The 12,965-nt window shown below is 41.1% G+C and carries 12 protein-coding genes, 1 tRNA gene and 1 pseudogene; 12 read left to right on the plus strand and 2 right to left on the minus strand.

Features of this window, described 5'->3' with window-relative positions; all coding sequences use genetic code 11:
- Positions 1-18 precede the first annotated feature (18 nt).
- Together C6344_RS00165 and C6344_RS00170 are read left to right on the plus strand one after the other, a co-directional pair.
- Positions 19-675 (plus strand): putative periplasmic lipoprotein, encoded by a 657-nt coding sequence (locus C6344_RS00165; RefSeq protein WP_106039583.1) that lies wholly within the window; start codon positions 19-21, stop codon positions 673-675.
- A 127-nt stretch (positions 676-802) separates the two neighbouring features.
- Positions 803-876, plus strand: a tRNA-Gly gene (locus C6344_RS00170).
- 97 nt (positions 877-973) lie between these two features.
- Here the strand turns inward: C6344_RS00170 and C6344_RS00175 are convergent.
- Positions 974-1,570 (minus strand): hypothetical protein, encoded by a 597-nt coding sequence (locus C6344_RS00175; protein ID WP_223254306.1) that lies wholly within the window; start codon positions 1,568-1,570, stop codon positions 974-976.
- Positions 1,571-1,653: 83 nt separating this feature from the next.
- Here C6344_RS00175 and queG point away from each other — a divergent pair, with 83 nt between their 5' ends.
- The 10 genes and pseudogenes from queG (at position 1,654) to C6344_RS00225 (ending at position 12,304) form a co-directional block, all read left to right on the plus strand.
- Positions 1,654-2,802: a tRNA epoxyqueuosine(34) reductase QueG gene (gene queG, locus C6344_RS00180; RefSeq protein WP_060596035.1), complete on the plus strand. Its 1,149-nt coding sequence runs from the start codon at positions 1,654-1,656 to the stop codon at positions 2,800-2,802.
- A gap of 61 nt (positions 2,803-2,863) precedes the next feature.
- On the plus strand, positions 2,864-3,766 hold the full coding sequence (locus C6344_RS00185) for an amidase domain-containing protein (protein ID WP_106031608.1): 903 nt from the start codon (positions 2,864-2,866) through the stop codon (positions 3,764-3,766).
- Between the two features lie 43 nt (positions 3,767-3,809).
- The gene (gene trmL / locus C6344_RS00190) at positions 3,810-4,283 is read left to right on the plus strand and encodes a tRNA (uridine(34)/cytosine(34)/5-carboxymethylaminomethyluridine(34)-2'-O)-methyltransferase TrmL (protein ID WP_034282301.1); all 474 of its coding nucleotides are present in this window, start codon (positions 3,810-3,812) and stop codon (positions 4,281-4,283) included.
- A 165-nt stretch (positions 4,284-4,448) separates the two neighbouring features.
- Positions 4,449-5,158, plus strand: a pseudogene (locus C6344_RS00195) (YrpD family protein).
- Between the two features lie 377 nt (positions 5,159-5,535).
- The gene (locus tag C6344_RS00200) at positions 5,536-7,431 is read left to right on the plus strand and encodes a PrkA family serine protein kinase (RefSeq protein ID WP_034663803.1); all 1,896 of its coding nucleotides are present in this window, start codon (positions 5,536-5,538) and stop codon (positions 7,429-7,431) included.
- Between the two features lie 139 nt (positions 7,432-7,570).
- Positions 7,571-8,734, plus strand: coding sequence for a sporulation protein YhbH (gene yhbH / locus C6344_RS00205; protein WP_060595839.1), 1,164 nt, complete (start codon positions 7,571-7,573; stop codon positions 8,732-8,734).
- A 363-nt stretch (positions 8,735-9,097) separates the two neighbouring features.
- The gene (locus C6344_RS00210) at positions 9,098-9,730 is read left to right on the plus strand and encodes a biotin/lipoyl-containing protein (protein WP_034663794.1); all 633 of its coding nucleotides are present in this window, start codon (positions 9,098-9,100) and stop codon (positions 9,728-9,730) included.
- 39 nt (positions 9,731-9,769) lie between these two features.
- Positions 9,770-11,389, plus strand: a complete 1,620-nt coding sequence (locus tag C6344_RS00215; RefSeq protein ID WP_034663790.1) for a DHA2 family efflux MFS transporter permease subunit — start codon at positions 9,770-9,772, stop codon at positions 11,387-11,389.
- A gap of 17 nt (positions 11,390-11,406) precedes the next feature.
- Positions 11,407-11,931: a flavodoxin family protein gene (locus tag C6344_RS00220; protein WP_034663787.1), complete on the plus strand. Its 525-nt coding sequence runs from the start codon at positions 11,407-11,409 to the stop codon at positions 11,929-11,931.
- Positions 11,932-11,944: 13 nt separating this feature from the next.
- Positions 11,945-12,304: a hypothetical protein gene (locus C6344_RS00225; RefSeq protein WP_060595840.1), complete on the plus strand. Its 360-nt coding sequence runs from the start codon at positions 11,945-11,947 to the stop codon at positions 12,302-12,304.
- Positions 12,305-12,615: 311 nt separating this feature from the next.
- Here C6344_RS00225 and cspB read toward each other — a convergent pair whose 3' ends face one another.
- Positions 12,616-12,816: a cold shock-like protein CspB gene (cspB, locus tag C6344_RS00235; protein WP_003212277.1), complete on the minus strand. Its 201-nt coding sequence runs from the start codon at positions 12,814-12,816 to the stop codon at positions 12,616-12,618.
- Positions 12,817-12,965: the final 149 nt, after the last annotated feature.

A 12,965-nucleotide genomic window follows, 5' to 3' on the forward strand; every position in this document is an offset into this window, starting at 1 on the left:
ACATCAAAGGGGATCTCAATGTTAAAAAAATGGAGTGTTCTTATATTCACTGTTTTTCTATTAGCAGGATGCGGCGAGAAGGCCGAAGAAACCACGACAACCGAGAAGACGGTATCTACAATAAACACGGAGTCTGCTACTAAGAAGCAAGTAACCATCGAACAAATGAAACTGACAAAAAAAGAAAAAAACTTACTAGAAGCATCAGCCCCTAATGAAATGGTGGCTTTGACACTAAAAGGATTAACGAAGAAGGATAAGAGTATTACGTTTATCGGGAGTCATTACAAAAATGGTCGATTAGCTAATCAGGAAGCATCATCTGCCACCTTTACTTTACATCAGAATGGAACCGACCAAACGATGAATGTGCTCTTGCAATTAAAGCATGAGAAAGATACATATGAATCACAATTTAGTATTTGGTCAGACAAAAAGAATGAGGGAATGACGAAAGCGACATCAAGCTTCCCGTTCAAAGTAAGTGACTATGTTTTTTCTGCACAATCTGAAACTGTCAAAGTCTCTTCTGGAGGGAAGGCATTGATTGCATATACAGCAGCAATGGGGAAAGACGGGAATTCACCTATGCTTGAAGAGATTGAGAAGAATCCAAAGCAAGCACTGAAGAATAAGTCACATGCATACTTATTTTATATTCAGCTAGATAAATAACTATCGTAATATATACGGAGAATATGAAGTTTTTTGACGAAAAATCTACATATTCTCTTGACGAATTGTTAAGAAAGTTGTAACATAATAAAAGTCAACGCGATGACGTTGCTTTTGAAAAATTGATGCGGGTGTAGTTTAGTGGTAAAACCTCAGCCTTCCAAGCTGATGTCGTGAGTTCGATTCTCATCACCCGCTCCAATACATAATTTTGTTTATAACGCAGTATTTCGTTTCATAGATAAACGAAGTGTTGCGTTTTTTATTATGTCAGTATAATGTGAAAAGCACTGTCAAGCTACAGTGCTTTTTCAATAAGTTCATATTTACTTTCTCCACCATGTATTTGTACAAACATCTTCGTCAAGGATTGGATTAGAGCTTCACTCTTTTCCCGGGAAATAGATGGCGGAAAGAGGATGATTTGCAGAATGTTTTTTGTGTCTTGAGAAATTTGTGCTTTACTTGCATGAGAAAATAATCCCTTAAGTCCCGAGTCGTCCTGCCATTCAATGTGGCCAGTCTCATGTTTTGCTAGTGAAAGCGGCTCTTCTATGCGATCAGCATCGAATGTCAGGATGGGCAAGAAATATTTTAAAGAGAAAAATATCGACAAATCCTGTACGGAATTGGTCGAGTCAATAAATTGTTCCTTTTGGATATCAGCAAGAATTGGCAGGAAAGGAACGTCTTTTAAAAGATCCGTCCATTCTTTGATTGCTGGTACTTCTTCTAAGACTTTATCTTCGTATTCAAAGAATAAAGATTCTTGAAACAGGCGTAGTCGGCCTTTTAACATTTGAGGGGATGTACCAACTTCAATATGCGAATATTCAATCTGTCCAACATGGATAGACGGGTTGTCAGGATGAGAAATTTCCATATGTATCTTCACAGTGACTCACTCCAATCGGTCATGATACACTCGTATTATACTGAAAACAACAGAAGAAACAAAGAAAGGAGGTTTGCAAGGTGATTCATGTTGGAGAATTAAAAGAAGAATTGATTCAATATGCGAAAGAAATTGGTGTCGATAAAATCCGATTTGCAAGTGCTGATACATTTGATTCATTAAAGGACCGCCTCATCTTACATGAATCGTTAGGGTATTTGTCAGGCTTTGAAGAGCCTGACATCGAAAAACGAACAAACCCTTCTTTGCTGCTTCCGAAGGCCAAATCAATTGTTGCGATAGCGCTCGCGTATCCTTCCAAAATGAAAGATGCTCCTCGAAGTACAAAGGATGCAAGAAGAGGGATCTTTTGCCGGGCTTCTTGGGGAACGGACTATCATGTTGTGCTGAAAAAAAAGCTCGATATGCTCGAGGAATTCTTGCGAAGCAAACATATCGATATACGGACAAAATCAATGGTGGATACAGGGGAACTGTCTGATCGTGCAGTAGCGGAACGCGCTGGCATAGGTTTTAGTGCAAAGAACTGTATGATTATCACGCCGGAGTTTGGATCTTATGTGTATTTGGCTGAAATGATCACAAATGTCCCATTTGAACCGGATGAAAAAATTGAAGACCAGTGCGGAACGTGCAATAAATGTGTAGATTCGTGCCCAACTGGTGCACTTGTGAATCCAGGACAGCTGAATTCTCAACGATGTATTTCATTTTTAACGCAGACAAAAGGATTTTTACCTGACGAATTTCGTTCGAAAATAGGAAATCGATTGTATGGGTGTGATACGTGCCAAATCGTCTGCCCGATCAATAAAGGAAAAGACTTTCATTTGCATCCTGAAATGGAGCCGGACCCTGAAATTGCGAAGCCGCTCTTAAAGCCGCTTCTTACGATCAGTAATCGTGAGTTTAAGGAAAAATACGGTCATGTTTCAGGTTCATGGCGGGGGAAAAAGCCCATACAGCGAAATGCGATTTTGGCACTTGCTCACTTTAAAGATACATCTGCCTTACCCGTGTTGATTGATTTGATGCACAAGGATCCACGGCCTGTTATTCGAGGCACGGCTGCTTGGGCAATAGGGAAAATTGGCGACGAGCAGCTGCTCCCAGAGTTGGAAAAAGCCCTTGAGCGGGAAAGTGATGAGGAAGCGAAACAAGAAATTGTCAAAGGGATTGAGTTTTTACAGACACCTTTAAATACTAAATAACATCCCTATGAACATAGAATGAACCAAACAGAGATTTTAAAAAAAGTTTGGTGGTGTCTGTGTGAAACAATTATTAGAGCAAACATTAGAAGACAGGCTTGGTTATTTATTAAATGGGAGTGCAATTAAACAGCCGCAGCTCATGTCTGATGTGGAAGCAGTCGAACGGAAAAAAGAGCTTTTTGCTAGAAGACAGGTGGAGATTGTCAAGGCGAAAGCCAAAGCAAAACTTCTTGATTCATCGATTCAGGATGACGGGGCTCAGCATGTGCAGTATCTCGCTCATCTCACTTATGTATGCAAGGATGCAGACGACTCTTTTTATTTAGAGGAGCAGGTAGAAAAAAGAGAAGCGTTCCTTTACAACGACATGCTTGTCAAAGATCGGATGATGCTAGAAAAACGGCAAATGGAAGAGCAGGTGGATGAGCGCTTTCACACCGAAGAACAGTTTGGGAGAGCCTTTCACTATGACCGGCGGGCAGCTGTGCAATATGCGGAGACGTACTGGAATAAACGAAATCCTGCCTATAAAAATTTTGAAGATAACTGCACAAATTTTATTTCACAATGCTTGAAAGCAGGGAATGCACCAACGAGAGGGTATCCGAACCGCGGATCTGGCTGGTGGGTGCGTCCTCATACGTGGAGCTATAGCTGGACGGTGGCTCATTCGATGAAAAATTATTTAGCGAATTCGAAAGCGGGTTTAAGAGCAAAGAAACTCAAAGAAGCGCAGGAGCTTCAAATTGGTGATGTCATTTGCTACGATTTTGAGGGAGATGGCAGGTATAATCATACAACCATTGTCGTCGATCATGATAAAGGCGGAATGCCTCTTGTGAATGCACAGACATATGACAGCCGTATGCGTTATTGGTCGTATGAGGATTCGACCGCCTATACACCTGCTATTCGTTATACGTTTTTTCACATTTTGGACGATGCCGCGAAGGATAGTTAATGGTATAATGTTGAGCGGAAAAGAAAATTAGAGGTGAACTTTTTTGGGACTTCATGTCGTTTTATATCAACCAGAGATTCCAGCTAATACTGGAAATATTGCGCGTACATGTGCAGCAACAAATACAACTCTTCATCTGATTCGTCCGCTTGGTTTTTCGACAGATGACAAAATGCTGAAGCGTGCAGGACTCGATTATTGGAAATATGCCAATGTGGTCTATCATGACTCGCTTGATGAATTGTTTGAGGCTCATCCGAAGGGACAATTCTTCTATATCACAAAATTTGGCCAAAAGCCGCATACGACATTTGATTACTCTCAGTTAGATGAAGACTACTTCTTCGTTTTTGGCAGAGAGACAAGTGGATTGCCGAAAGATTTGATCGAACAGAATATGGACCGCTGCCTTCGTTTACCGATGACAGAGCATGTTCGTTCTCTGAATCTATCGAATACGGCAGCAATTCTTGTGTATGAGGCACTTCGCCAGCAGCAATACCGAGATCTGATTTAAGGTCATAATGAAAGCCGGGATACCTATCTTGGCTTTTTTTATATGAGATAAGAAATATAAAGAAGGAAAATACGACTTTTTTTATACTTTTTTTGACATGTAAAAAATAGGTAGTATGATAGATTGTAATCGCGTTTTCAAAAAATAATGAATCCATTAAATGAGATGAAAAAGCTACTGATCACTAGTGCCATTAGCTCTGCTATTTTAATGGGGACGATTCCAGTCAGTATCCCAGGTCTCTCTCAGACGCAGGAAATAGAAGCAGCGCAATTATCGAAAGGTATCGGCGGGCGTACTTATATCAATAGCAATGGATCAATATTGGTCACAAAGATTCAACTCCCCCTCCCGCAATGAGTGTGTCAAATGGGACAGCTTATATTTATTTTGGATTCACAGGTTCAAAAGAAGCAGACATCGGTCTTCAATACAGTCCAACCTATAATGTGTGGAAACCTACGATGAAAGTAGGAACAAATAATCAAGAGACATATATCGAAGGGAAAAATGATTTTACGTATACAAATGGATTTAAGCCTGGAAGTACTGTGCAAATGACCATTTATAAAAACTTGAATGGACATACAAGAGCGACGTTCTGGAGGACAAATAATGTTGGTTATACCGGGCGTATCATCACAGAAATTCAAAACTCAAACATTGGCTCTGTGACTAAGTGGAAATTACTGTCGACAGTAGCAGTGACTGACGATATCTACCGGAAAGATATTCGGGCAAACTTCTCTACTCGTTTTACTGACATCACATTAGACAGTCGTGCCGTCACACCTGTGATTGATACGCAAGACTTTACGTCCATTCATGTATCAGGGAATACAGTGAATATGCAGGTGCTAAAAACAACGAATTAAATGAAAAAAGGATGTTCCGCTAATGGAACATCCTTTTTTTCATTTACCAGGCTTGCCTTCGTAGCCAGCTGTGAAAATGGATACTAAAAACGTAATGATGACGCCCATCATAATGACCGTTCTCATATAAGCTTCCCCCTTATCCCTTTGTTTCTATCGCTGCCTGTTTCATATGGTGTGAAGTTCGCCTTGAAAAGCAAGAGAAGAAGATCATTTTTCTCCTGTTTTTCCTTTATTATGAAGGGTCTTGCGGATGGTTGTCAATTCAGTTTGCCAATTCGTCATTTTGAAGAACGAAAGCATGTAATAGGACGCCTCCGCATAGATTGTAAAACAGTATCTGATTACTTGCTTCAATCTTGAAAGAGGAGGTTCATATGGATATTTTAAAGAAAATCGAACAGCACAGAGAAGAAGAGCAGCGTCTCAAATGGGAAGGCACATTCAGCGATTATTTAGACATTATAAAGGAAAATCCACTTGTCGCTCAATCTGCTCATTCTCGCGTTTATCATATGATTAAAGACAGCGGGATTGAAGAGGAGAATGGGGTCAGAACGTACAAATTTTTTGATCAGGAACTTTTTGGGTTAGAGGAATCATTGGAAAGATTAGTAGAGGAATATTTTCACCCTGCTGCCAAGCGGCTCGATGTGAGGAAGCGTATTTTGTTATTGATGGGACCAGTAAGCGGCGGGAAATCTACGCTTGTTACTAGGCTGAAAAGAGGACTAGAAGAATATTCACTGACAGATCATGGCGCAGTCTATGCGATCAAAGGCTGCCCGATGCATGAAGACCCGCTTCATCTTATTCCGCAAAATCTGCGGGAGGATTTCTATAGAGAATATGGCATTCGTGTGCAGGGGAATTTGTCCCCTCTGAATATGATGAGGCTAGAAGAGGAATATGGCGGACGAATTGAGGATGTAAGGGTTGAACGGATCTTTTTCTCAGAGGATAAACGAACTGGTATTGGTACCTTTAGTCCGTCTGATCCGAAATCTCAGGACATTGCTGATTTAACAGGAAGCATCGATTTTTCAACCATTGCTGAATTTGGATCAGAGTCAGATCCAAGGGCCTACCGCTTTGATGGAGAACTCAATAAAGCAAACCGAGGGATGATGGAGTTTCAGGAGATGTTAAAGTGTGATGAGAAATTTCTATGGCACCTTCTGTCATTAACGCAGGAAGGAAATTTTAAAGCAGGCCGTTTTGCCTTGATTAGTGCAGATGAATTGATTGTCGCTCATACGAATGAAACCGAGTACCGGTCGTTTATTTCAAATAAAAAGAACGAGGCCTTGCACTCAAGAATTATTGTGATGCCGATTCCTTATAACTTGAAGGTGACAGAGGAGGAACGCATTTATCATAAAATGATTTCAGAAAGTGATGTTTCTGATGTGCATATTGCCCCGCATACGCTGAAGGTGGCAGCGATGTTCTCCATTTTGACAAGACTCAAAGAGCCGAAGCGTTCTGATATTGATTTGGTGAAAAAAATGCGTCTGTATGATGGAGAGAGTGTCGAAGGCTTCCAATCTGCTGATATTGATGAGATGAAAAAGGAATTTCATGATGAAGGGATGAGCGGAATTGATCCGCGGTATGTGATTAACCGAATTTCCTCCACTATTATTCGAAAGAATATGGAATCGATCAATGCGCTGGATGTCCTTCGTTCGTTAAAAGAAGGACTCGATCAGCATCCGTCTATCTCCAGCGAGGACCGGGAGCGCTATTTGAATTTTATTTCTGTTGCGCGGAAAGAGTACGACGATATTGCGAAGAAGGAAGTTCAAAAGGCATTTGTGTATTCCTATGAGGAGTCTGCGAAAACACTGATGGATAATTACTTAGATAATGTCGAGGCGTACTGTAATAAAAACAAGCTGCGTGATCCGTTAACTGGTGAAGAAATGAATCCTGATGAAAAGCTTATGCGTTCAATTGAGGAGCAGATCGGTATTTCTGAAAATGCCAAAAAGGCATTCAGAGAAGAAATTCTGATTCGTATTTCGGCTTATGCGAGAAAGGGCAAACGCTTTGATTATAATTCTCATGAGAGATTGCGAGAGGCGATTCAGAAGAAGCTGTTTGCTGATCTAAAAGATGTGGTGAAAATTACGACGTCAACGAAGACACCGGATGAACAGCAGCTGAAGAAGGTCAATGAAGTAGTGGCTAGATTGATTGATGAACATGGCTATAATTCAACAAGTGCAAATGAACTTTTAAAATATGTAGGCAGTCTTCTCAATCGTTAATAAATGAAGGAGGCATTATTGGCGCACCTGCACCGGTAATGTCTTTTTTAGAAATGATCGTCAACTTGGGTGACGAGCAGCATAGGATAAAGGAATCGGTAGTTAGAAGAATTGTGCAAACAGGTGAGGAGGGGGATGGATGTCCCGGCAAGAAAAAAGTCAGTTTATTGTATCTCAGGAAGACTGGTCCCTCCATCGAAAAGGCTATGACGACCAGCAGCGTCATCAGAAAAAAGTCAAAGAAGCGATTAAAAATAATTTGCCGGATCTTGTCACAGAAGAAAGCATCATCATGTCTAATGGAAAAGATGTTGTCAAAATTCCGATTCGTTCGTTAGATGAATATAAAATTCGGTATAATTACGACAAAAATAAGCATGTGGGTCAAGGCGATGGAGACAGCGAGGTTGGAGATATTGTCGCGCGCGATGGATCAGACAGTAAGCAAGGGCAAGGAAAGGGGCAGGGCGCTGGAGATCAGGCTGGTGAGGATTATTACGAAGCAGAGGTCTCATTAATCGATCTTGAGGAAGCGCTGTTTCGGGAGCTAAAGCTGCCAAACCTTAAACAAAAGGAGCTTGACGACATCATTGTCGAGCAAATTGAGTTTAACGATATTCGCAAAACCGGGTTAACAGGCAATATCCATAAAAAACGAACGATGCTGTCGGCATTTAAACGAAATGCGATGACAGGCAGTCCTTCCTTTTATCCAATCTACCCAGAGGATATCAAATATAAGACGTGGAATGAAGTGACCAAACCAGAGTCGAAAGCCGTCGTTTTGGCGATGATGGATACGAGCGGAAGTATGGGGCTTTGGGAAAAATATATGGCGAGAAGTTTTTTCTTTTGGATGACACGTTTCTTACGGACAAAGTATGAGACGGTCGATATTGAATTTATTGCCCACCATACGGAGGCGAAGGTTGTAGATGAAGAGCATTTCTTCTCGCGGGGCGAGAGCGGAGGGACCATTTGCTCTTCTGTCTATCGAAAGGCACTAGAGCTCATAGACGAACGATACCCGCCGTCGCAATATAATATTTATCCTTTTCATTTTTCTGATGGAGACAATTTGACCTCAGACAATGCACGGTGCGTGAAGCTTGTTTCTGAAATTATGAAAAAAGCCAATTTATTCTGTTATGGTGAAGTGAATCAATACAACCGGCATTCTACATTAATGTCAGCATATAAGCATATACAGGATGAGAAATTTAAGCATTATATTTTGAAGCAAAAATCAGATGTTTTTCTCGCACTAAAAAAATTTTTTCAGCAGGAAGAAGTTCTTTCGTAAATAGCACATTTGAAAAAACCTTTCAGCATAAGGGCTGAAGGGTTTTTTGTATGGAGAAGGAAGGGATCACCAGAAAAAAAGTAAAACTTTCTCTTTGACATTTCAATTTTCATTTATTAATATTTAATCTTGTTAAATATAAGTTTTTCAAAAAAGATGCAGATCGTCTTTTCTTCTTTTTCTACTCTTTGCTCATGAGTGAACAATAAGTATAAATGGGCTGCACACCATTTTTCAGGCGGAGTAGATGAAGGAGAAATAACAGCTTTATGAGCTTGTTTCATATTCTGTCAGATGATGGGCATTCTAAGTTTGCTAAAGCAGATGACACTATATTTTTATACATGAAAGGAGAAACAAAACATGAACAGAGGGCGTTTATTGCTAACGAACATTATTGGCCTTATTGTGATTCTTGCCATTATTGCCGGAGGTGCTTATTACTACTACGAAAGCACAAATTTTGTCAAAACTGACGAGGCGAAAGTGACAGGTGACATGTATCAAATCACAGCACCAGCAGCTGGACAAATCAAAGGCTGGGATATCAATGAAGGTGACGAAGTGCAAAAAGACAGCACAGTTGCAAAAGTTGAAGGAGAAACAAAAACAAACATTAAATCAGTGGCTGATGGCACATTAGTCAAAAAAGAAGTACAAAACAATCAACAAGTGCAGCCTGGTACAGTTCTTGGTGAAACCATTGATTTAAGCAAGCTTTACATCACAGCGAATATCAAAGAAACAGATATTAAAAGTATTGAAAAAGGCGACAAAGTCGACATCGTGGTAGATGGTGATCCTGATACAACATTTGAAGGAACAGTTGAACAAATTGGTTATGCGACAAACTCAACATTCAATATGCTGCCAGCAACAAATTCAAGTGGTAACTATACAAAAGTCACACAAAAAGTAGCAGTGAAAATTTCAATTAAAAATCCATCAGACAAAGTACTTCCTGGTATGAATGCTTCTGTCAAAATTTCATCTTAATGATGTTTGATATCAAAAAATGAAAGGAGGTTGTCTGAGATGGCAAATCAACCTGCAGCAACAAAACAGGGAGCAGGCTCCTTGTCTTTACTGATCATTTTAATGGCCGGCTTGTTCGTAGCGATTTTGAACCAAACGCTTCTGAACGTAGCCATGCCCCATTTAATGACTGAATTTAATGTGAGTGCAACGACGATTCAGTGGCTTACAACAGGTTATATGCTTGTCAACGGTGTGCTGATTCCGTTATCTGCGTTTTTAATCACACGCTTTGGACAGCGCAGCTTATTTCTAGTCGCCATGATCTCGTTTACACTAGGGACCTTTATTTGCGGGATTGCGCCGAACTTTTCAACGATGCTCATCGGTCGTTTGATTCAGGCAATCGGCGGCGGTATCCTGCAGCCGCTCGTGATGACAACAATCCTTTTTATTTTCCCTCCGGAAAACAGAGGGAAAGGAATGGGGATTTTCGGTCTTGCGATGATGTTTGCTCCTGCGGTAGGACCAACATTATCTGGTTATATTATTGAACATTATTCTTGGCGTATTATGTTTTATGGACTTGTACCAATCGGAGCGATTGTCATTATCGCGGCTTTCTTTATGTTTAGAAATATTGTAGAGCCTAAAAAAATCAAGCTGGACAGCCTTGGTGCGATTCTTTCCATCGTTGGTTTTGCTTCGCTTCTATACGGAGTGAGTGAAGCGGGAAGTGATGGCTGGACAGATCCGATCGTCTTATCGACGATTATTGTTGGTGCGATTGCGATCATTCTCTTTATTTTCCAACAGCTGAAAGCTGATAATCCGATGCTTGATTTCCGCGTGTTTAAATACAGCATCTTCTCATTATCAAGTGTCATTAATATTATTATTACAGTTGCCTTATACACTGGGATGTTCTTACTTCCGATTTATCTGCAGAACCTCGTTGGGTTTACGGCATTGCAATCCGGGCTATTAATGCTTCCAGGGGCACTTGCGATGCTGATTATGTCCCCGATTTCAGGGATTTTGTTTGATAAATTTGGACCTCGTCCGCTTGCGATTGTGGGGATGCTCATTACCGTTGTCACCACATTCGAGTTTACAAGGCTGACCATTGATACATCGTATAGTCACATTGTGCTCATGTATGCAGTTCGTGCATTCGGTATGTCACTCCTTATGATGCCGGTGATGACAGCTGGGATGAACCAATTACCACAGCACTTAAACAGCCATGGTACAGCGATGTCTAATACATTAAGACAAATTAGCGGTTCGATCGGTACGAGTTTGATCACAACGATTTATACGAATCGGACAACATTCCATTATTCCAATATGGCGGATCAAACAAATACAGCGGACCCGTTCTTTATGAATTCATTCCAGGCGGCTGTGTCGAATGTGATGCATCATATGGGCATGACAGCTGAAGCTGCTCAAAAATATGTATCCACCCAGCTCTTTACGAAAGCACAGGTCGATTCAAACGTAATGGGCATCAATGATGCTTACATGTGGGTAACGTTATTCTGTGCCGCTGGTGTCATTCTCAGCTTGTTCCTGCGTGATGTACGTAAGGATAAAAAGCGAAAAGATCAGCAGCATAAAAAACAAGAAATGACACTGCTTCCAGCACCTAAGGAAGCAAACCAAGATGCAAGATAAGTGTGGAGGGACCGTACATGAAAATTTATGTCGTATACGATAGTGAAGGTGACCATACAAAAGCACTGGCAGAAGCAATTGCAGCAGGCGCAGGTGAAACAGAGCAAGCTGAAGTATTCGTCGATCACGTGAAAGATGCGGATATTCGCAAGCTGGATCAAATGGATGCGATCATTTGGGGCTGCCCTGGTCACTTTGGTACCATTAGTTCTGGGTTAAAGACATGGATTGACCGTCTTGGCTACCTATGGGCAGAGGGAAAACTGATCGATAAAGTCGGTGCCGTTTTCTGTACAACTGCTACAACGCACGGCGGTTTAGAAATGACGATGCATAATTTGATTACACCAATGTTCCATCAAGGGATGCTTGTCGTTGGCCTTCCTGGAAATGTGCCAGAGAATGCTTTATACGGCTCTTACTATGGAGCAGGTGTGACATGTCCGATTGATTCTGATGAAGTGATTTCTACAGAAGGCATTGAACTCGGCAAAGCATTAGGAAGACGTGTAGCATCAGTCACTGCGTCATTTAAGCGATAAGGAGAGGGTTCTTTTGGCGACGATTATTGTAGCGTTAGTAGCTGCTGTTCTAGTCATTATCGGATTAGTAGCGTTCAATGTCAGACACGCTTCGGTCGAGAAGAAAGAGATCAAAGAAGATGTGCCCAATCAGCCTGACGTGCCGCACAGCGAGTCAGAAGTTGCGGCGAGACCTGTAGAGCCTGAAGAAGAAGAGGAAGCGTCAAAGCCTTCTCAAACGGATGAACGAGTGTCTGGCGATGATTTTTATAGACAGGCGCTTCAAAAGTTTAAGCAGCCAGAACCACCTGTCAAAGAAGAAGAACCAGAGACAAAAATGAATGATGATATGTATCGTTCTGCTTTACAGAAGCTAAAGCAGAAGGACAAATAAAAAAGAGAACCTCTCGCAGGTTCTCTCAGCGTGTAGACAAACCCTCGCATTCGTTGTCAGTCCTGCGCGCTGGTGCTCACGAATGTCAAATTCGCTCCGCAAAAGTAGCTGTCCTTCCTAGACTGCAAAGGTTTTCTATCACGCTGAAAAGAAGACAAAGGGCTAAAATAAAAACCATTTTAGCCCTTTGTCAACAATTTGAAGAGAACCTCTCGTCAGGTTCTCTTTTTTTATGGCACAAAAAAACCGCCGGCAGAAGCCGGACGGTTTTCCTTCACTCTATAAAGTGCTAAAGAGCAGATGCTCTTAAATTACGCTTTGTTAACGTTAGCAGCTTGTGGTCCACGGTTACCTTCAACGATTTCGAAAGAAACTGCTTGACCTTCTTCTAAAGTTTTGAAGCCTTCGCCTTGGATAGCAGAGAAGTGAACGAATACATCGTCTTGACCTTCTACTTCGATGAATCCGAAACCTTTTTCAGAGTTGAACCATTTTACTTTACCTTCTAACATGAAATTTCCTCCTAAAGCGATCTTAACGCTTAAATTCACTATTCTTGCTCTTACACAAACTTCAAAGACGAAAACTCTTTCAAAACTTTCTTCTTAAAGATGATACGAACAAAAATAATTACCTTTACTTTACCAGTGTTTGCGGGAAA

It is taken from the genome of Bacillus sp. GBSW19 (assembly GCF_002998655.1).
Classification (GTDB): Bacteria; Bacillota; Bacilli; order Bacillales; family Bacillaceae; genus Bacillus.